The following is a 19,814-nucleotide window of genomic DNA, read 5'->3' as shown; positions in this document are numbered from 1 at the left end:
AATTCTGAAGAAATGCGACATATGAGCGGGATAATCTGCTGTTTTTAGCAGCAGACTATCCCGCTTGTTTGCGATCTACGTCGCATTTTAGAACATGATCTCAGGGCAAAAATGCAGGTTATTCGACCACAAGACGACCATGCAGGGACTGTACCGGACGGTTATTATCGTGATGCATTGTGTGGGTGAATTTCTCAAGCTGTTCAGCGGAGACCGTCAGAGGATGTTTAAGCACGATCCAGGTGACGCCTTCTGAACAGGGTGGCGTGGTGAGCGAACCGCTAAAACGCCAGTACGTTTTATCTTCCGGCAGCAGCTTATTCATGTTGAGCTCCTGTTTGATGGAGACGTTCAGCTCAGCCTGCTGAGGCATCACGTTCCACAGTTTATCAAGCTCCGGATTCTCGGCCCCTTTGTCGAACATGACCGCAACCACTGCCAGTTCTCCCTTCTCATTTTTATGCACCAGATGCATTTCCATCGCGTAATGCTTGCCATGCACGGTGTTTTCGCTCGGCGCGTGGAAGTGGAACTGTTGTAGCGTCCAGGATTGTTTATCCAGAGTGATGCTGTCGCGGGTGTCGGCTTGCTCGCTTGCCTGAATGGTATGGCCATTGTTTGTTAGCGTTACAGGGCCGTCAATGTAGTACGTTTGCAGCGGAGTGAGATGGGCGTTAGCGGTCGAATCAATATTTATGGGAGACTGGTTCATTCCGCTGTTACAGGTTTTGTACGCTTCATCCAGTTCGCCCCAGTGCTCCGGTGAACTTTCACCTTTGTAGCTCCAGTGTGATGCGCATGCTGAAGCCGAGATCATGCTCAGCGCTAACAGCGCTGCCTTGCTATAAACGTGTTTCATAATATTCTTCCTGTGAATTTTTATTATCCAAATCAAAACATATCAATATGATTTGTATGGTTATTTTACCGGAGGCAGACAGGGGGTGGGAGGAATATTAGAGGGGAAAAGGCGTGGTCAGAGGACCACGCTAAATACTTATTTTTTACGACCGGTAATACGGCACCACTCTTCCTTCTCCACAACAGGGTCGAGAGCGAAAAGATCGGCGTAGGCTTCGCAAACGCTGTCCGCCTGGCTTGCCAGGATCCCAGAAAGCCCCAGCATACCGCCCTCAACGGGCAGCACGCTGATTAATGGCGCCAGTTCACGCAGCGGGCCCGCGAGAATGTTAGCGACCACCACATCGGCTTTCATGGCTTCTGGCTGCGCATCAGGCAGATACAGCTCCAGGCGATCGGAGACGCCGTTACGCTCGGCATTATCGCGGCTGGCCTGAATGGCCTGCGGATCGATATCGATCCCGATGGCTTTCGCCGCGCCCAGTTTCAGGGCGGCAATCGCGAGGATCCCGGAACCGCAGCCGAAGTCGATCACCGTCTTACCTTCCAGATCCAGACCATCCAGCCACTGCAGGCACAGGGACGTGGTTGGGTGGGTACCGGTGCCAAACGCCAGGCCTGGGTCAAGCATCACATTGACGGCATTTTCATCGGGAACCTCGCGCCAGCTTGGGCAGATCCACAGACGTTTGCCGAACTGCATCGGGTGGAAGTTGTCCATCCACTCCCGTTCCCAGTCTTTGTCTTCCAGCTGTTCGATTTTATGCACAAAACCCGCACCCAGAAGGGGATGGTTTTCCAGAATTGCCACCACCTCTTTCATGTCGGTTTCGGCATCGAACAGGCCAATCACGTCGGTATCGCCCCACAGGCGCGTTTCGCCTGGCAGCGGTTCAAAGACCGGCGTGTCATGCGTGTCCTGGAAGGTAATGGAGACGGAGCCTGCCTCCATCAGCGCATCGCTCAGCTCTTCGGCGTTCGCGCCGGTTGTGTTCAGTTTTAGTTGGATCCACGGCATGGCAAAACTCTTTATTTATCAGGAGAAATCATAGCGGGTTGTGGGACGGGCTGACCGAAACGGTTCCCCACCACGAACGCCAGTAAACTTAGCAGTAACGAAGGCACAATCGGATGGAAGCCCAGGTACTGAATCTTAAATGTCGCAAGGATGGCATAAAGCACACCACCAACAATCATTGCGCTCAGCGCGCCTGCAGCGTTCGCGCGTTCCCAGTAAAGACCCAATACCAGCGGCCACAGGAAAACGGCTTCCAGACCGCCAAACGCAAGCAGGTTCAGCCAGATGATCATCTCCGGCGGACGCCATGCGGCTAACATCAGTAAAGCTCCTAACACCAGCGTAATGACGGCAGACATCCGCTTCAGGCGACGTTCATTTTCAACCTGCTCAGGGCGCAGGTTCAGATAGAGATCTTTAATGATCGTAGCGGAACTTTGCAGTAACTGGGCGTTGATGGTCGACATAATGGCGGCCATTGGTGCGGCGAGGAAGATCCCGGCGGCAAAGGGGGGCAGCACTTTAACCATCAGGGTCGGGATCACCAGATCCGGCACGGTAAGATCGGGGATCACCGCGCGCCCTAATGCCCCCGCCAGATGCATACCAAACATCAGGATCGCGACCACAATTGTCCCGATAATGATGCCCTTGTGAACGGCTTTACTGTCTTTATAGGAGATACAGCGCACGGCGGTATGCGGCAGACCAATCACTCCGAAGCAGACTAACACCCAGAAAGAGGTCATAAAGGTCGGAGAGAGGATATCATCTGCGCCCTGCGGCGAGACCAGTTTCGGGTCAATCGCTTCCAGGGTTTCCACCGCGTGAGTGAGTCCACCCGCGGCATGGACAATGCCCACCAGCAGAACGATCGTGCCGATGAGCATAACCATTCCCTGCAGCGTATCGTTCAGCACGCTGGCGCGGAATCCACCAAACGCAGTATACAGCGCGATGCTTACCCCGAAGATAATTAGGCCCGTCTCGTAAGGGATTCCGGCCGCCGTTTCCAGCAGGCGTGCTCCGCCGATAAACTGTACGGTCATCGCACCGATAAAGGCCACCAGCAGGCTCAAGCTCGCCAGCCACACCAGCAAGCGGCTCTGATAGCGGGCATACAGCATATCGTTGAGCGTCACGGCATTATAACGGCGCGCCAGAATAGCAAATTTTTTGCCCAGTATGCCCAGCGAAAGCCAGACGGCAGGCAGCTGGATCATAGCCAGCAATACCCAGCCTAACCCGTACTTGTAGGCCGCACCGGGGCCGCCAATAAACGAGCTGGCGCTAATATAGGTCGCAGTCAGCGTCATCGCCAGTACAACGCCGCCCATCGAACGGCTGCCGAGGAAATACTCATTCAGGAAAGCGCCGGTCGCTCTTTTACGCATGGCATAGATGGATAAACCAAACACGACCAGCAGGTATGCGACAAGCGGCAGAATGACTTCAAGCTGCATCATCGTCCTCCAGCGGAATATCGCGATAGATGAATTTCACCATCGCCCAGCACAGCAGGATAAACACCAGCGGCACCAGCAGGCAGGCCATTTCAAACCAATGTGGGAGGCCGGTAATGCCGATAGCTGAATCAGGTATGTAAGCGGTTACTAACCATGCGGCAAGATAGAGAAGGGTCAGCCACAGCGCCCAGCGCGCTTCTTTATGGGCCTGAACAAAACGTTTGTCCATTTTTAGTCCCTTGTGGATGCAGAAAGCGGGGATTGTACATGATGGGGCTTTGCGATCCCCAGAAATAAAAAAGGCCGGATAATCCGGCCTTTTAGCAACACAGCTCTCTTACTTCTCGTTCAGGCCGAGTTTTTTCTCCAGGTAGTGGATGTTCGTCCCACCATTCTGGAAGTGCTCGTCGCTCATGATACGCATCTGCAGATCAACGTTGGTTTTGATACCGTCGATGATCAATTCCTGCAGGGCGTTCTTCATGCGGGCAATCGCCACGTCACGGTTTTCACCGTAGCAGATAAGCTTGCCAATCATTGAGTCATAGTACGGCGGTACGGTGTAACCGGCGTAGATATGAGATTCCCAGCGCACGCCAAAGCCACCCGGCGCGTGGAAACGCGTGATTTTACCCGGGCTTGGCAGGAAGGTGTTCGGGTCTTCGGCGTTGATACGGCACTCTACCGCATGGCCTTTGACCACAACTTCTTCCTGCTTGATGGACAGCGGCTGGCCTGCAGCGATACGCAGCTGCTCTTTGATCAGGTCAACGCCGGTGATCATTTCGGTAACCGGGTGCTCAACCTGAATACGGGTGTTCATTTCAATGAAGTAGAACTCGCCGTTTTCGAACAGGAACTCAAAGGTACCCGCCCCGCGATAGCCGATATCGACGCACGCTTTGGCGCAACGCTCGCCGATGTAGCGACGCAGTTCCGGGGTAATGCCCGGCGCTGGCGCTTCTTCGACCACTTTCTGGTGACGACGCTGCATGGAGCAGTCACGTTCTGCCAGATAGATCGCGTTACCCTGACCGTCGGCCAGCACCTGAATTTCGATGTGGCGTGGGTTTTCCAGGTATTTTTCCATATACACCATGTCATTGCTGAAAGCCGCTTTCGCTTCCGCTTTGGTCATGGAGATGGACTGCGCCAGTTCAGCATCGCTGCGCACAACGCGCATACCGCGACCGCCGCCGCCGCCGGACGCCTTGATGATAACCGGGTAGCCAATGCGCTTAGCATGAGCACGGTTAGCATCCATGTCGTCGGTCAGAGGGCCGTCAGAGCCTGGTACGGTTGGAACACCGGCTTTTTTCATCGCGGTGATTGCAGACACCTTGTCGCCCATCAGGCGGATGGTATCGGCTTTCGGGCCAATGAAGATAAAGCCAGAGCGTTCGACCTGCTCAGCAAAGTTGGCGTTCTCAGAGAGGAAGCCGTAACCCGGATGAATTGCCACCGCGCCGGTGATTTCAGCGGCGCTGATGATAGCCGGGATGTTCAGATAGCTTTTTACGGACGGAGCCGGGCCAATACAGACCGTCTCATCCGCCAGCAATACGTGTTTTAAATCGCGATCCGCGCTTGAGTGCACAGCGACGGTCTTGATGCCCAGTTCTTTACAGGCACGAAGAATACGCAGTGCGATCTCGCCGCGGTTGGCGATAACAATTTTATCCAGCATGTACGCCTCGTTACTCGATGACGACCAGCGGCTCGTCAAATTCAACCGGCTGACCACTTTCGACCAGAATCGCTTTCACAGTACCTGATTTGTCTGCTTCGATCTGGTTCATCATTTTCATCGCTTCAACGATGCACAGGGTATCGCCTACGTTGACTTTCTGACCCACTTCGATGAACGCCTTCGCGTCCGGGCTCGGGGTGCGGTAGAAAGTACCAACCATTGGGGAACGTACGATGTGACCACTGATTTCTGCTGCAGCGGCAGGTGCGGCTTCAGCTGCTGCTGGCGCAACGGCTGCGGAAAGCGCAGGCTGCTGCACTGGCGCAGCGTAAGCTTGCTGCATTACCGGGAAGCTAGCGGCTGGGGCTGCACGGCTGATGCGTACAGACTCTTCGCCTTCAGAAATTTCCAGTTCGGAGATGCCTGATTCTTCAACCAGCTCGATCAGTTTTTTAATCTTACGAATATCCATGAGTGGGTTCCGTACTCTTGTTTAGTGTGATTGTGACAAGCGTTTTACCGCTGTCTGTAAAGCGTATGAATAGCCGTCTGCGCCCAGTCCGCAGATAACGCCAGCAGCGATATCCGACAGATACGAATGGTGGCGGAACGGCTCTCGGGCGTGCACGTTACTCAGGTGGATCTCGATAAACGGGATACTCACCGCGAGCAGTGCGTCGCGGATAGCAACACTGGTGTGCGTAAACGCGGCCGGATTGATCAGGATATAGTCCACATTGTCTTTAGCCTGATGAATACGGTCGATGATTGCGTACTCCGCGTTTGACTGAAAATGATCCAAATCCACATTCAGTGACTCTGCTTCCGTGCTCAGACGGTTAACAATTTCGCTCAATGTCAGCGTGCCGTACTTCTCTGGCTCACGGGTGCCGAGCATGTTCAGGTTCGGTCCGTTTAAAACTAAGATATGGAACTTATCAGTCATTATGCCGCTATCTCCTGCGATTCTCGGGTAAAAAACAAAATATACCGTCGAAGCGCAAATGTCACCTTTTCAGAGGCCCAAAACCGCTGTCAGGCGAACCAAGGTCGCACATTATAACGATTTCGTAGCATTTGGCAGCTAAATACTGGTCTTATCAGGGAAGATTATCAACCGCAATCCAAAAAAGATTTGCGGTTGAGAGGTAATCTGCGGGAAAACGCACAGTTTCGCGAACTATCGCAACCACTGGCGGAACTTCTTGTAACGCCATGCTAAAAGCGCTACGGCCGCCAGCGCGTAAAGGATCGGCTGCGGAGAGAGGATCTTCACCGACCACAGATAATGAATGGGGGCGACGATCGCGACAAGATAGACGAAGTTGTGCAGCAGCTGCCAGCGACGGCCCAGCTTTCGCTGCGCATATTGCGTGGAGGTCAGCGCTAACGCCAGTAAAATCACCCAGCTCACAATACCCAGCGTCAGATAAGGTCGAGTCACCAGTTCGCGGCCAAGCAGTGTCAGATTGTTAATTCCCAGTTCCAGCAAGGCATAGCTGGTGAGGTGCAGGGTCGCCCAGGCAAAACACCATAGCCCTAAAAGCCGACGGGTGCGTATCAATAGTGGCTGTTTAGCGTAGCGCGCCAGCGGCGAGACGAGCAAGGTAGCCAGCAAAAATTTCAGAGCCATCCGACCCGTAAAATGCTGGATATCTTTTGCCGGATCGGCGCTAAAGAGGCCCTGGCTGGCGGCCCAGAACAGCCATATAAAAGGAAGTAACCCGGCCAGGTGCAGAAGCACTTTCAGCCAGGCGATCTGTTTTGCCGTTAATCGCACTCAGAAGTTCTCCCGTAAATCGAGGCCACGGTACAGCGAGGCCACTTCATCCGCATAGCCGTTAAACAGCAGCGTGGGCTGGCGCTTTACGTCCAGCGCACCGCCGGAGCCGATAAAGCGTTCCGTCGCCTGCGACCAGCGGGGATGATCCACATGCGGGTTCACGTTGGCGAAGAAGCCGTATTCACCCGGTGCCGCCAGGTTCCATGTCGTTGGCGGACGTTCGCGGGTCAGCTTAATGCTGACGATCGATTTAATCCCTTTGAAACCGTATTTCCACGGCACGGTTAAACGGATGGGAGCGCCGTTTTGCGGCGGAAGCGCCTTGCCGTAAACGCCGACGGTCAGGAGGGTAAGGGGATGCATGGCTTCGTCGAGGCGTAACCCTTCTACATACGGATACTCCAGCCCGCCGCCAATGAACCGGTCTTTCTGGCCCGGCATCTCGTCCGGGGCGAAGCGCGTCTGGAAGGCGACGTATTTTGCGTTGCTGGTGGGCTCAACCATCGCCAGCAGCTTATGCAGGGGGAAGCCTACCCAGGGCACCACCATCGACCAGGCCTCTACGCAGCGCATGCGATAGATACGCTCTTCGAGCGGGAAGCGTGTGGTCAGATCGTGGTGATCCAGCGTCAGGGGTTTTGCCACTTCGCCGTCGATTTTCAGCGTCCACGGATCGGTTTTCATGCTGCCGGCATTGGCGGCAGGATCGGCTTTATCCAGACCAAATTCGTAGAAGTTGTTGTAGCCGGTGACTTTATCTTCCGGCGTAAGAGCGAGTTTGTTCTGCCATTGCTCGGGTTTGGTGAAGGGAAGCGGGGCGCCGGAAGGAGCCTTCGGGCGATCGTTGCCTTTAAACCAGTCGAGCAGGTCGGCGTGTGCCGCTGGAGAGAGCGTCAGGGCGGTGGCGCTGATGCCAAGCATTTTCAGGATCTGGCGGCGCTGTAGCATAAAGACAGACTCAGACGTTACGTCGGCTTCCGTCAGTTTTCGATTTTTCATGGCATCCTCCATCATGCGTTTTCCTAAGCATGACGGAGGAGAAGGATTCGCGCGAATATGTCACGAAAATTTGAAGATTAGGCGATTTTCACCAGCGCGCGACCATGGAACTGGTTATCCATAATCTTACTGGCATATTCAGGTGCCTGGCTGAGCGTAATTTCGGTGGCGCTCTGCGTATAGAAAGATCCCGGCAAATCGCGCACCAGACGCTCCCATGCCTCAGTACGGCGAGCCGCAGGCGTCATCACGGAATCCACGCCCTGCAGGCGGACATTACGCAGAATAAATGGCATCACGGTCGTTGGCAGGGCAAATCCGCCCGCCAGGCCGCAGGCTGCCACGCAGCCGCCGTAGTTCATCTGCGCCAGGACTTTTGCCAGCACCTTATCACCGACGGTATCGACCGCGCCTGCCCAGACCTGTTTTTCCAGCGGGCGGGTCTCGGCAAACTCATCGCGGCCAAGAATGCGGCTGGCACCGAGCTGACGCAGATAATCATGCGTGCTTTCACGGCCGGACACCGCCGCAACCTGATAACCCAGCTTGTGCAGCAGCGTGACCGCCGTGCTCCCCACGCCACCGCTGGCCCCGGTCACAACAATTTCACCTGACTCGGGGCGAACACCCGCCTCTTCCAGCGCCATCACGCACAGCATGGCAGTAAAGCCTGCGGTACCGACGATCATCGCTTTGCGGCCATCCATGCCTTTCGGCATGGGCACCAGCCAGTCACCCTTCACGCGCGCCTGCGTTGCCAGGCCGCCCCAGTGATTTTCGCCCACGCCCCAGCCGGTGAGCAGCACCTGCTGGCCCGCATGGAAACGGGGATCTTCGCTGCTATGAACCCGGCCAGCAAAATCAATACCCGGCACCATAGGGAAATTTCGGATGATTTTACCCTTACCGGTGATCGCCAGCGCATCTTTATAATTTAAACTGGACCAGTCGATGTCGACGGTAACTTCGCCTTCCGGCAGGCGAGTCTCTTCTACGGCCTGTACTGAGGCAAGCGTTTTGCCGTCCTGCTGTTCTAAGATTAAAGCCTGCATACGGGGTCCTCACGGCTCAGATGATTGGAAAATTGTTCCTGAAGACTATACTCGCTCAGGGTAAAGCAATGCCGATTTAACGCAATAAATTGCCAGATACGCCAGGTTTGGTAGTATGCCGCATTTGAAATGCAAGTTAGCGCTTACTCGCTACCCCATCAACCCACGGAGTAATCTCAAGGATGCGATTAACGACGAAGTTCTCGGCTTTTATCACCCTGCTGACGGGGCTTACCATCTTTGTCACGCTTCTTGGTTGCTCTCTGAGCTTTTATAACGCCATTCAGGACAAACTGGTCAACCGGGTGCAGTCCGTTGCGTCGGTCATTGATACGCGTCTGTTGACCACTCCACTTCCTGAGCTTTCCCGGGAGCTGGATGAGTTGATGGTGCCGGTTGATATTATCCAGATCGACATTCAGCAGGGAAAGCATCCGGTTTTAAGCCATGAACGGCAGGACAGCTATCGACCTGCGGGTGTGGTGAGCCAGTATCGGGAAGTGACGGTGCACTCCCTCAAAAATCCGGGCATGACCATACGCATGGTCTACCTCGATCCGATGGCCAGCTATTTCCGTTCCATGATGACCACCGCGCCGCTCACTGTCGCCGTCGCCTTCATTATTTTGCTGATTTTCCTCGCGGTCCGCTGGCTGCGCCGCCAGCTCTCTGGTCAGGAACTGCTGGAGATCCGCTCCGTACGTATCCTGAACGGTGAACGCGGCCCGCAGGTTCGCGGCTCGGTCCATGAATGGCCATCACGCGCCAGCAGCGCGCTGGATACGCTGCTCTCAGAAATCCAGTTTGCCAGCGATCAGCGCAGCCGTATGGATACGCTGATCCGCTCTTATGCCGCGCAGGATAATAAAACCGGCCTTAACAACCGCCTTTTCTTTGACAACCAACTCGCCACGCTGCTCGACGACCCGGAGAAAGTGGGCACGCATGGGGTGGTGATGATGATTCGCCTGCCTGATTTCGATCTGCTGCGCGACACATGGGGGCGGCGAGCGGCGGAAGAAAATCTCTTTACGCTGATCAACCTGCTCTCCACCTTTATTCTGCGCTACCCGGGGGCGCTGCTGGCCCGCTACCACCGCAGCGATTTTGCCGTATTGCTGCCGCACCGCACGCTGAAGGAATCAGAAAGTATTGCCAGCCAGCTGCTGAAGGCCGTCGACGCGCTGCCGCAGAGCAAAATGCTCGACAGAGACGATATGGTCCATATGGGGATCTGCGCCTGGCGCGGCGGACAGTCGACAGAACAGGTGATGGAGCATGCGGAAGCGGCCACCCGCAACGCCGTGCTACAGGGGGCGAACGGATGGGCTGTCTATGATGATTCGCTGCCAGAAAAAGGCCGCGGAAACGTGCGCTGGCGTACGTTGATTGAGCAAATGCTGAGTCGTGGTGGGCCACGTATATATCAAAAACCGGCGGTCATGAAAAACGGCTATGTCCATCACCGGGAATTGATGTGCCGTATTTTCGACGGGACGGAAGAGGTTATTTCTGCGGAATATCTGCCAATGGTGCTGCAATTTGGGCTCTCCGAAGAGTATGACCGCCAGCAAATTACACGCTTGATTCCGTTTTTATCATTCTGGCCGGAAGAGAATCTGGCGTTACAGGTCACCGTTGAGTCATTAATACGTCCGCGTTTTCAGCGCTGGCTGCGTGATACATTAATGCAATGCGAAAAATCGCAACGCAAACACATTATTTTTGAACTTGCTGAGGCGGATGTAGGTCAACACATCAGCCGGTTGCGTCCAGTGGTCCGTTTGATCAACGCGCTCGGTGCGCGTGTCGCGGTAACGCAGGCTGGTTTAACGCTGGTTAGTACCAACTGGATCAAGGAGCTGGATGTGGAGCTATTAAAGCTACATCCGGGGCTGGTAAGAAATATTGAAAAGCGCACGGAAAACCAGCTGCTGGTTCAGAGTTTGGTTGAAGCGTGCAAGGGAACACGAACACAGGTATTTGCCGCAGGCGTGCGCTCCAGAGGCGAATGGCAGATGTTAACAGAGCGCGGGGTGACGGGCGGTCAGGGCGATTTTTTTGCCGCCTCTCAGCCGCTTGACACCAACGTGAAAAAATATTTGCAAAGATACTCTGTTTGACCTGCCGTTTACGTTGTTTTCACGTAGAATATCGCGCCTGTAGCTTTGAGTATGTCGAGCAAAAAGCCAGTGAACGACCTTTAACGGGTTACAAATGCCAGTGAGGAACACGACTGTTTACTCAGCCCTGAGGGAGTCAGGGGATGAATTTGTAACATCAGGAAACGTACTGCACAAATTTTCACCGTTGCAGATGATTTTTGCGCCTTGTCGCTGCTGCGTGTGGTTGGTAAAGTAAGCGGATTTTGTTTTCCGCCCCAGCTTTCAGGATTATCCCTTAGTATGTTGAAAAAATTTCGTGGCATGTTTTCCAATGACCTGTCCATTGACCTGGGTACCGCGAATACCCTTATTTATGTAAAAGGACAAGGCATCGTATTGAATGAGCCTTCTGTTGTGGCCATTCGTCAGGATCGTGCAGGCTCGCCGAAAAGCGTGGCCGCAGTGGGTCATGACGCGAAGCAGATGCTGGGTCGTACCCCTGGCAACATCGCCGCCATTCGCCCAATGAAAGACGGCGTTATCGCTGATTTCTTCGTGACTGAAAAAATGCTTCAGCACTTCATCAAGCAGGTTCACAGTAACAGCTTCATGCGCCCAAGCCCGCGTGTTCTGGTGTGTGTGCCGGTTGGCGCAACCCAGGTAGAACGTCGCGCAATCCGTGAATCTGCCCAGGGGGCAGGTGCACGTGAAGTGTTTCTGATTGAAGAGCCAATGGCTGCGGCCATCGGTGCTGGCCTGCCTGTTTCCGAAGCTACCGGTTCTATGGTGGTGGATATCGGTGGCGGTACCACTGAAGTGGCCGTGATCTCTCTGAACGGCGTGGTGTACTCCTCTTCCGTACGTATCGGTGGTGACCGCTTCGATGAAGCCATCATTAATTATGTGCGCCGTAACTACGGCTCTCTGATCGGTGAAGCCACCGCAGAGCGTATCAAACACGAAATCGGCTCTGCGTATCCGGGCGATGAAGTGCGTGAGATCGAAGTACGTGGTCGTAACCTGGCGGAAGGTGTGCCACGCGGTTTTACCCTGAACTCCAACGAAATTCTGGAAGCACTGCAGGAACCACTGACGGGCATCGTGAGCGCGGTAATGGTTGCGCTGGAGCAGTGTCCACCAGAGCTGGCGTCCGATATCTCCGAGCGCGGTATGGTTCTGACCGGTGGTGGTGCGCTTCTGCGTAACCTCGACCGCCTGTTGATGGAAGAGACAGGTATTCCTGTCGTAGTTGCAGAAGATCCACTGACTTGCGTCGCCCGTGGTGGTGGCAAGGCGCTGGAAATGATCGACATGCACGGCGGCGACTTGTTCAGCGAAGAGTAGTCATGGTGAAAGGGTAGCGAATCGCTACCCTTTCTCTCTGACACGAGAATACGCATAGCCTATGAAGCCAATTTTTAGCCGTGGCCCATCGCTACAGTTTCGCCTCATTCTGGCGGTTCTGGTTGCGCTTGGCGTCATTATTGCCGATAGCCGCCTCGGTACGTTCAGCCAGATCCGAACGTACATGGATACCGCCGTCAGTCCTTTCTACTTTATATCAAATGGTCCCCGTGAACTGCTCGACTCCGTTTCTCAAACGTTGTCTTCACGAGACCAGCTCGAACTTGAAAACCGGGCATTACGCCAGGAACTGCTGCTGAAAAACAGCGAACTGCTGATGCTGGGGCAATACAAGCAGGAAAACGCGCGTCTGCGTGAACTGCTCGGCTCGCCGCTGCGTCAGGACGAGCAGAAGATGGTTACCCAGGTGATCTCCACCGTGAACGACCCCTACAGCGATCAGGTTGTGATCGACAAAGGGAGCGTGAACGGGGTGTATGAAGGTCAGCCCGTCATCAGTGATAAGGGCGTAGTAGGCCAGGTTGTTGCCGTCGCCAAACTGACCAGCCGCGTGCTGCTGATTTGTGACGCCACGCACGCACTGCCGATCCAGGTCCTGCGTAACGATATCCGCGTGATTGCGGCCGGTAACGGCTGCACGGACGATCTGCAGCTGGAACACCTGCCGGCTAACACGGACATCCGTGTCGGCGACGTGCTGGTGACGTCCGGTCTGGGTGGACGCTTCCCTGAGGGCTACCCGGTTGCGGTGGTCTCTTCGGTTAAGCTGGATACTCAGCGTGCGTACACCGTGATTCAGGCCCGTCCAACCGCCGGTTTACAGCGTCTGCGCTACCTGCTGCTGCTCTGGGGCGCCGATCGTAACGGTGCTAATCCGATGACGCCTGAAGAGGTGCATCGCGTGGCGAACGAGCGCCTGATGCAGATGATGCCGCAAGTTCTCCCGCCAGCGGACTCTATGGGGCCGCCTGCGCCAGTGCCCGCGCCGGCAACCGGTTTAACGCAGCCGCTGCCGGACGCGCCGCCACCGCCTAAACTCTCTTCGGGAGGGCAGTAGTGGCAAGTTATCGTAGCCAGGGACGCTGGGTCATCTGGCTCTCGTTCCTCATCGCACTGTTGCTGCAGATTATGCCCTGGCCGGATAACATTCTCGTTTTCCGGCCAAACTGGGTCTTGCTCATTTTGCTTTACTGGATCCTTGCCCTGCCGCACCGCGTAAATGTCGGCACGGGTTTTGTGATGGGTGCCATACTGGATCTCATTAGTGGCTCTACGCTGGGCGTGCGCGCCCTGTCCATGAGCATTATTGCGTACCTCGTCGCACTGAAATTCCAGCTCTTTCGTAACCTCGCGCTCTGGCAACAGGCCCTGGTCGTGATGCTGTTGTCGCTTGCTGCGGATATCGTTGTTTTCTGGGCAGAGTTTTTAGTGATCAACGTCTCTTTCCGACCGGAAGTGTTCTGGAGTAGTGTAGTAAACGGTGTGCTCTGGCCGTGGCTATTCCTGCTGATGCGTAAGGTTCGCCAGCAGTTTGCTGTGCAATAAAAGGTTTCTATGACTTCTCTGTATCTTGCTTCCGGCTCCCCGCGCCGTCAGGAACTCCTGACGCAGTTAGGGGTCTCTTTTGAACGCATCGTGACCGGCATTGAAGAAAAACGTGCTGAGGGCGAAAGTGCTCAGCAGTACGTGTCTCGCCTGGCACGCGAGAAAGCGCAGGCGGGAGTGGCCTGCGTGCCGCGCGATCTGCCCGTGCTGGGAGCAGATACCATCGTTATCCTTAACGGTGAAGTCCTTGAGAAACCGCATGACGCAGCCGATGCGGCGCGCATGCTGCGCAAAATGTCCGGACAAACGCATCAGGTGATGACAGCCGTCGCGCTGGCGGACAGCCAGCACGTGCTGGATTGCCTGGTGGTTACGGATGTCACGTTCAGAGTGCTAACCGACGACGAGATCGCCGCTTATATCGCCAGCGGTGAACCGATGGATAAAGCAGGTGCATACGGTATTCAGGGGCTGGGTGGCTGTTTTGTCAGGAAGATTAATGGCAGCTATCACGCCGTAGTCGGCTTACCGCTGGTGGAAACGTATGAGTTGCTGAGTAATTTTAACTCACTGCGTGAGGGAAGGGATAATTATGACGGCTGAATTGTTGGTAAACGTAACGCCATCGGAAACCCGTGTGGCCTATATTGACGGTGGCATTCTTCAGGAAATTCATATTGAGCGTGAAGCGCGGCGCGGAATAGTAGGCAATATCTACAAAGGTCGTGTCAGTCGTGTACTGCCGGGTATGCAGGCGGCTTTTGTAGATATTGGACTGGATAAGGCGGCATTTTTACATGCCTCCGACATCATGCCGCACACCGAGTGCGTCGCGGGCGAAGAGCAAAAGCAGTTTGCCGTGCGCGATATTTCTGAACTGGTGCGTCAGGGACAGGATCTGATGGTGCAGGTGGTGAAAGATCCCCTCGGTACCAAAGGTGCCCGTCTGACCACCGACATCACCTTACCTTCCCGCTATCTGGTCTTTATGCCTGGCGCGTCGCACGTGGGTGTTTCGCAGCGTATTGAGAGCGAAAGCGAGCGCGAGCGTCTGAAGAAAGTGGTCAGCGCCTACTGCGATGAACAGGGCGGGTTTATTATCCGCACTGCCGCAGAAGGGATCAGCGAAGAAGACCTGGCGTCGGATGCGGCTTACCTGAAGCGCGTCTGGACCAAAGTGATGGAGCGTAAAAAACGCAACCAGACCCGCTACCAGCTCTATGGTGAACTGGCGCTTGCGCAGCGCGTGCTGCGTGACTTTGCCGATGCGCAGCTCGACCGCATCCGCGTGGACTCTCGCCTGACGTATGAAGCGCTGCTGGAGTTTACCGCTGAATACATCCCGGAAATGCCGGGCCTGCTGGAGCATTACACCGGGCGTCAGCCGATCTTCGATCTCTATGACGTCGAGAACGAGATCCAGCGCGCCCTGGAGCGAAAGGTCGAACTGAAGTCCGGCGGGTACCTGATCATCGATCAGACCGAAGCGATGACCACCGTTGATATCAACACCGGTGCGTTTGTCGGCCATCGCAATCTGGATGACACCATCTTCAACACCAACATCGAAGCCACGCAGGCAATTGCGCGCCAGCTTCGTCTGCGCAACCTCGGCGGCATTATCATCATCGACTTTATCGATATGAGTAATGAAGACCATCGCCGTCGCGTGCTGCACTCGCTGGAGCAGGCGCTGAGTAAAGATCGCGTTAAGACCAGCATCAACGGTTTCTCACAGCTGGGGCTGGTAGAAATGACGCGCAAGCGTACCCGTGAAAGCGTTGAGCATGTGCTGTGTAATGAATGCCCAACCTGCCATGGACGCGGAACGGTAAAGACGGTTGAGACCGTCTGCTACGAAATTATGCGTGAAATCGTCCGTGTGCATCATGCCTACGACTCCGATCGTTTTCTGGTCTATGCTTCCCCTGCGGTGGCTGAAGCGCTGAAAGGCGAAGAGTCGCACGCGCTGGCGGAAGTGGAAATCTTTGTCGGCAAACAGGTAAAAGTACAAATTGAACCGCTCTATAACCAGGAGCAGTTTGACGTCGTAATGATGTAAAACGCAGTTCGCTGCGTGACGAAAGCTGACAAGGAGAGATGCGTGAGGCGATTGCCGGGGATTTTATTGCTTACAGGGGCAACGCTGGTCGTGATTGTCGCGTTGCTCGTGAGCGGGCTACGCCTCGTTTTACCGCATCTGGACAGCTGGCGTCCGCAGTTGCTGGCGAAAATCGAATCCACCACCGGCGTGCCGGTGGACGTAAGCCAGGTCAGCGCCAGCTGGCAGAATTTTGGCCCGACGCTCGATGTCCGGGATATCAACGCAAGCCTGAAAGACGGCGGTTATCTGAAAATCAAACGCGTCACCCTGGCGCTGGACGTCTGGCAAAGCCTGCTGCATCTGCGCTGGCAGTTTCGCGATCTCACCTTTTATCAACTCCAGTTTCTGACCAATACGCCGCTGACGGGCGGTGATAACAATCAGGGCCTCGAAGCCAACCGCTTCAGCGATCTCTTTCTCCGCCAGTTCGATCATTTCGATCTCCGTGACAGCGAAGTGAGCTTTATTACACTTTCCGGCCAGCGCGCCGAGCTGGCGATCCCGCAGCTAACCTGGCTCAACGGTAAGGATCGGCACCGCGCCGAGGGGCAGGTTAATCTTTCCAGCCTGAACGGCCAGCACGGCGTCATGCAGGTGCGTATGGACCTGCGGGACGATGATGGCCTGCTAAACAACGGTAAAGTCTGGCTGCAGGCCGACGATGTGGACGTGAAGCCCTGGCTCGGCGACTGGTTACAGCAAAATATGCAGCTGGAAACCGCCCGTTTCAGCCTTGAGGGCTGGATGACCCTGACGAAAGGGAAATTTGCCAGCGGCGATATCTGGCTGAAGCAGGGGGGCGCGAGCTGGAAGGGCGAAAAACAGCAGCATCAGCTTTCCGTCGATAACCTCACCGCGCACGTGACGCAGGAGAAAGAGGGCTGGCAGTTTGCCATCCCCGATACGCGTATCACGATGGACGGCAAGCCGTGGCCGCGCGGTGCGCTGACGCTGGCCTGGATGCCAGAGCAGGACGTGGGCGGCGCGGCCAGCAAACGCAGCGATGAGCTGCGCATCCGCGCCAGTAACCTGGATCTGGCGGCCATTGAAGGCTTGCGCTCGATGGCCGCAAAACTCTCTCCGGACCTGGGCGAGATCTGGCTGGCGACGCAGCCGAGCGGAAATATTGATTCTCTGGCGCTGGATATCCCGCTCCAGGCGACGGAAAAAACCCGTTTCCAGGCATCCTGGAAAGACCTTGCCTGGAAGCAGTGGAAGATGCTACCGGGTGCGGAGCATTTCAGCGGCAAGCTGGAAGGCAGCGTGGATAACGGCAGGCTGACGGCCAATATGCACAACGCCAAAATGCCTTACGAGACGGTCTTCCGCGCGCCGCTGGAAATTGAACAGGGCAGCGCTGTGCTTAACTGGCTACGTAACGACAAAGGTTTCCAGCTTGATGGCCGCCATATCGATGTGAAAGCCAAAGCGGTTCACGCGCGCGGCGATTTCCGCTATCTGCAGCCTGAAGGTGATGAGCCGTGGCTGGGCATTCTGGCCGGGATCAGCACCGATGACGGCTCTCAGGCCTGGCGATACTTCCCGGAAAACCTGATGGGTAAGGCGCTGGTCGACTATCTGAGCGGCGCAATTCAGGGCGGTCAGGCGGACAATGCCACGCTGGTCTACGGCGGTAACCCGCATCTTTTCCCGTACAAACATAATGAAGGCCAGTTTCAGGTGCTGGTGCCGCTGCATAACGCGACCTTCGCGTTCCAGCCGGGCTGGCCCGCGCTGAAAAACCTGAATATCGAGCTTAACTTCCTCAACGACGGACTATGGATGAAGTCCGACAGCGTGGCGCTGGGCGGCGTGACGGCCAGCAACCTGACGGCCAACATCCCGGACTACTCAAAAGAGAAGCTGCTGATTGATGCCGACATCAACGGCCCGGGGAAAGCGGTGGGACCGTACTTTGAGGAGACGCCACTGAAAGAGTCGCTGGCGGCGACCCTTCAGCAGCTCCAGCTCGATGGCGATGTGAATGCTCGCTTACATCTTGATATCCCGCTGGACGGTGAGATGACCACCGCCAAAGGTGACGTCCGGCTGAAGAACAACAGCCTGTACATTAAACCGCTTGATAGCACCCTCAAAAACCTCAGCGGACAGTTCAGCTTTGTGAACGGTAATTTGAAAAGCGAGCCGCTTACCGCCAGCTGGTTTAATCAGCCCGTGAATATCGACTTCTCGACAGCCGAGGGGCAAAAGGCTTATCAGGTGGCCGTCAATCTGGACGGCAACTGGCAGCCGTCGCGTATGGAGGTCCTGCCGAAGCCGATTGAGGCGTCAGTGGCGGGTGCGGTCGCCTGGCAGGGTAAAGTGGCAATCGATCTGCCTTATCATGCGGGGGCACAGTATAAGGTCGACATTACGGGTGACCTGAAGAATATTCGAAGCCAGCTGCCTGCGCCGCTGGATAAACAGGCCGGACAGTCGCTGCCGGTGAAGCTTAACGTGGATGGCAATCTGGACAGCTTCGCGCTGACCGGAAGCGCGGGCGGAACAAACCACTTCAACAGCCGCTGGCTGCTTAACCGCAAGCTCACCCTCGACAAAGCCATCTGGACGACGGACAGCAAAACCACGCCGCCGTTGCCTGAGCATGCGGGTGTTGAGCTTAACCTCCCGCCGATGGACGGCGCGGAGTGGCTGGCGCTGTTCCAGAAAGGCGTTGGGCAAAACGTTGATGAAGCCGCCCAGTTCCCGCAGACCATTACCGTACGCACGCCGTCGCTGATGCTGGGCGGACAGCAATGGAACAACCTGAGCATTGTCTCTCAGCCAACCGCTAACGGCTCAAAAGTGGAGGCACAGGGCCGGGAGATCAACGGCACGCTGACCATGCGCAACAACGCGCCGTGGCAGGCAGCGATTCGCTATCTCTATTACAACCCGGCCGCCGCGGGTAAAGATAAACCGGCGAATGCCTCGCCGCTGAGTAATACTTCCCGCGTCGATTTTAGCGGCTGGCCCGATGTGCAGCTGCGCTGCGCGGAGTGCTGGTTGTGGGGGCAAAAGTACGGCCGTATCGACGGTGATTTTGCCATCCAGGGGAATACGCTCAAGCTCTCCGGCGGATTGATCGACACCGGCTTTGGCCGCATGACGGCGGGCGGGGAATGGGTGAATAACCCGGGCGAGCAGCGAACGTCCCTGAAGGGTGACATTAAAGGCAACAAGCTGGATGCGGCAGCCAACTTCTTTGGCATCAGCACGCCGCTGCGCGGTTCGTCATTTAACATCAATTACGATCTTCACTGGCGTGATGCCCCCTGGAAGCCGGACGAAGCGTCACTGAACGGCATTCTGAAAACACACTTTGGCAAAGGCGAAATCGCCGACGTGAGCACGGGGCGCGCCGGACAGATCCTGCGCCTGCTGAGTTTTGATGCGCTGCTGCGCAAGCTGCGCTTTGATTTTAGCGACACCTTCAGCGAAGGCTTCTACTACGATTCAATCAGAAGTACGGCGTGGATCAAGGACGGCGTTCTGCACACGGACGACACGCTGGTGGATGGCCTTGAAGCGGATATCGCCATGAAGGGCTCGGTCAACCTCGTGCGTCGCGAGCTGGATATGGAAGCCGTGGTGGCGCCGGAAATTTCTGCGAGCGTTGGCGTGGCGGCGGCCTTTGTGGTGAACCCGATTGTCGGGGCGGCGGTGTTTGCCGCCAGTAAAGTGCTGGGGCCGCTGTGGAGCAAGGTCTCCATTTTGCGCTACCGCATTACCGGTCCGGTCGATAAACCGCAGATTAACGAGGTGCTGCGCCAGCCGCGCAAAGATGCACAGCAATGATTTGACGTGGGCAGGTAATTGCCTCACT

17 protein-coding genes are annotated in these 19,814 nt (G+C 55.8%); 7 read left to right on the top strand and 10 right to left on the bottom strand.

The genetic code is table 11. From position 1 onward, the window contains the following. Positions 1-118: 118 nt before the first annotated feature. From HBM95_20590 to HBM95_20545, 10 genes are all read right to left on the bottom strand, one after another. The gene (locus HBM95_20590) at positions 119-859 is read right to left on the bottom strand and encodes a carbonic anhydrase family protein (protein ID NIH45308.1); all 741 of its coding nucleotides are present in this window, start codon (positions 857-859) and stop codon (positions 119-121) included. 138 nt (positions 860-997) lie between these two features. Then, positions 998-1,879 carry a 50S ribosomal protein L11 methyltransferase gene (prmA, locus tag HBM95_20585; protein NIH45307.1) on the bottom strand — a complete coding sequence of 294 codons (882 nt, stop codon included), beginning with the start codon at positions 1,877-1,879 and terminating at the stop codon, positions 998-1,000. Between the two features lie 11 nt (positions 1,880-1,890). Beyond that, the gene (gene panF / locus HBM95_20580) at positions 1,891-3,342 is read right to left on the bottom strand and encodes a sodium/pantothenate symporter (protein NIH45306.1); all 1,452 of its coding nucleotides are present in this window, start codon (positions 3,340-3,342) and stop codon (positions 1,891-1,893) included. Next, positions 3,332-3,574: a YhdT family protein gene (locus HBM95_20575; protein NIH45305.1), complete on the bottom strand. Its 243-nt coding sequence runs from the start codon at positions 3,572-3,574 to the stop codon at positions 3,332-3,334. The genes panF and HBM95_20575 overlap by 11 nt, the downstream gene beginning before the upstream one ends. A gap of 108 nt (positions 3,575-3,682) precedes the next feature. Next, a complete protein-coding gene (gene accC, locus HBM95_20570; protein ID NIH45304.1) occupies positions 3,683-5,032 on the bottom strand; it encodes an acetyl-CoA carboxylase biotin carboxylase subunit in 1,350 nt (449 codons plus the stop codon). Positions 5,033-5,042: 10 nt separating this feature from the next. Beyond that, positions 5,043-5,507, bottom strand: coding sequence for an acetyl-CoA carboxylase biotin carboxyl carrier protein (accB, locus tag HBM95_20565; GenBank protein NIH45303.1), 465 nt, complete (start codon positions 5,505-5,507; stop codon positions 5,043-5,045). Positions 5,508-5,528: 21 nt separating this feature from the next. Then, positions 5,529-5,981 carry a type II 3-dehydroquinate dehydratase gene (gene aroQ / locus HBM95_20560; protein ID NIH45302.1) on the bottom strand — a complete coding sequence of 151 codons (453 nt, stop codon included), beginning with the start codon at positions 5,979-5,981 and terminating at the stop codon, positions 5,529-5,531. 234 nt (positions 5,982-6,215) lie between these two features. After that, on the bottom strand, positions 6,216-6,815 hold the full coding sequence (msrQ, locus tag HBM95_20555) for a protein-methionine-sulfoxide reductase heme-binding subunit MsrQ (GenBank protein NIH45301.1): 600 nt from the start codon (positions 6,813-6,815) through the stop codon (positions 6,216-6,218). Beyond that, on the bottom strand, positions 6,816-7,817 hold the full coding sequence (gene msrP, locus HBM95_20550; GenBank protein ID NIH45300.1) for a protein-methionine-sulfoxide reductase catalytic subunit MsrP: 1,002 nt from the start codon (positions 7,815-7,817) through the stop codon (positions 6,816-6,818). A gap of 77 nt (positions 7,818-7,894) precedes the next feature. Beyond that, positions 7,895-8,869, bottom strand: coding sequence for an oxidoreductase (locus HBM95_20545; GenBank protein ID NIH45299.1), 975 nt, complete (start codon positions 8,867-8,869; stop codon positions 7,895-7,897). A gap of 182 nt (positions 8,870-9,051) precedes the next feature. Between HBM95_20545 and csrD the strand changes: the two genes are divergently transcribed. The 7 genes from csrD (at position 9,052) to HBM95_20510 (ending at position 19,786) form a co-directional block, all read left to right on the top strand. Further along, entirely contained in the window at positions 9,052-10,992 is a 1,941-nt protein-coding gene (gene csrD, locus HBM95_20540) for an RNase E specificity factor CsrD (GenBank protein ID NIH45298.1), read from the top strand. Between the two features lie 282 nt (positions 10,993-11,274). Then, positions 11,275-12,318 carry a rod shape-determining protein MreB gene (mreB, locus tag HBM95_20535; GenBank protein NIH45297.1) on the top strand — a complete coding sequence of 348 codons (1,044 nt, stop codon included), beginning with the start codon at positions 11,275-11,277 and terminating at the stop codon, positions 12,316-12,318. A 61-nt stretch (positions 12,319-12,379) separates the two neighbouring features. Then, a complete protein-coding gene (mreC, locus tag HBM95_20530) occupies positions 12,380-13,396 on the top strand; it encodes a rod shape-determining protein MreC (GenBank protein NIH45296.1) in 1,017 nt (338 codons plus the stop codon). Beyond that, on the top strand, positions 13,396-13,884 hold the full coding sequence (gene mreD / locus HBM95_20525; protein ID NIH45295.1) for a rod shape-determining protein MreD: 489 nt from the start codon (positions 13,396-13,398) through the stop codon (positions 13,882-13,884). The genes mreC and mreD overlap by 1 nt, the downstream gene beginning before the upstream one ends. Before the next feature lie 9 nt (positions 13,885-13,893). Beyond that, positions 13,894-14,487, top strand: a complete 594-nt coding sequence (locus HBM95_20520; protein ID NIH45294.1) for a septum formation inhibitor Maf — start codon at positions 13,894-13,896, stop codon at positions 14,485-14,487. Continuing rightward, positions 14,477-15,946 (top strand): ribonuclease G, encoded by a 1,470-nt coding sequence (rng, locus tag HBM95_20515; GenBank protein ID NIH45293.1) that lies wholly within the window; start codon positions 14,477-14,479, stop codon positions 15,944-15,946. Before HBM95_20520 ends, rng begins: the two co-directional genes overlap by 11 nt. Before the next feature lie 42 nt (positions 15,947-15,988). Beyond that, positions 15,989-19,786: an AsmA2 domain-containing protein gene (locus tag HBM95_20510; protein ID NIH45292.1), complete on the top strand. Its 3,798-nt coding sequence runs from the start codon at positions 15,989-15,991 to the stop codon at positions 19,784-19,786. The last annotated feature ends 28 nt before the right edge of the window (positions 19,787-19,814 follow it).

It is taken from the genome of Enterobacter asburiae (assembly GCA_011754535.1).
GTDB classification, from domain to species: domain Bacteria; phylum Pseudomonadota; class Gammaproteobacteria; order Enterobacterales; family Enterobacteriaceae; genus Enterobacter; species Enterobacter cloacae_N.
Note: the sequence above shows the minus strand (reverse complement) of the source record. Positions and strands in the feature narration are given on the sequence as shown.

What these genes read in the sequence shown, in the direction of transcription:
- csrD (NIH45298.1), top strand. Translation starts at nt 9,052, where the DNA reads ATGCGATTAACGACGAAGTTCTCGGCTTTTATCACCCTGCTGACGGGG.
- mreC (NIH45296.1), top strand. Translation starts at nt 12,380, where the DNA reads ATGAAGCCAATTTTTAGCCGTGGCCCATCGCTACAGTTTCGCCTCATT.
- HBM95_20520 (NIH45294.1), top strand. Translation starts at nt 13,894, where the DNA reads ATGACTTCTCTGTATCTTGCTTCCGGCTCCCCGCGCCGTCAGGAACTC.
- aroQ (NIH45302.1), bottom strand. Translation starts at nt 5,981, where the DNA reads ATGACTGATAAGTTCCATATCTTAGTTTTAAACGGACCGAACCTGAAC.
- rng (NIH45293.1), top strand. Translation starts at nt 14,477, where the DNA reads ATGACGGCTGAATTGTTGGTAAACGTAACGCCATCGGAAACCCGTGTG.
- mreB (NIH45297.1), top strand. Translation starts at nt 11,275, where the DNA reads ATGTTGAAAAAATTTCGTGGCATGTTTTCCAATGACCTGTCCATTGAC.
- accB (NIH45303.1), bottom strand. Translation starts at nt 5,507, where the DNA reads ATGGATATTCGTAAGATTAAAAAACTGATCGAGCTGGTTGAAGAATCA.
- HBM95_20575 (NIH45305.1), bottom strand. Translation starts at nt 3,574, where the DNA reads ATGGACAAACGTTTTGTTCAGGCCCATAAAGAAGCGCGCTGGGCGCTG.
- panF (NIH45306.1), bottom strand. Translation starts at nt 3,342, where the DNA reads ATGCAGCTTGAAGTCATTCTGCCGCTTGTCGCATACCTGCTGGTCGTG.
- prmA (NIH45307.1), bottom strand. Translation starts at nt 1,879, where the DNA reads ATGCCGTGGATCCAACTAAAACTGAACACAACCGGCGCGAACGCCGAA.
- accC (NIH45304.1), bottom strand. Translation starts at nt 5,032, where the DNA reads ATGCTGGATAAAATTGTTATCGCCAACCGCGGCGAGATCGCACTGCGT.
- HBM95_20590 (NIH45308.1), bottom strand. Translation starts at nt 859, where the DNA reads ATGAAACACGTTTATAGCAAGGCAGCGCTGTTAGCGCTGAGCATGATC.
- msrP (NIH45300.1), bottom strand. Translation starts at nt 7,817, where the DNA reads ATGAAAAATCGAAAACTGACGGAAGCCGACGTAACGTCTGAGTCTGTC.
- HBM95_20545 (NIH45299.1), bottom strand. Translation starts at nt 8,869, where the DNA reads ATGCAGGCTTTAATCTTAGAACAGCAGGACGGCAAAACGCTTGCCTCA.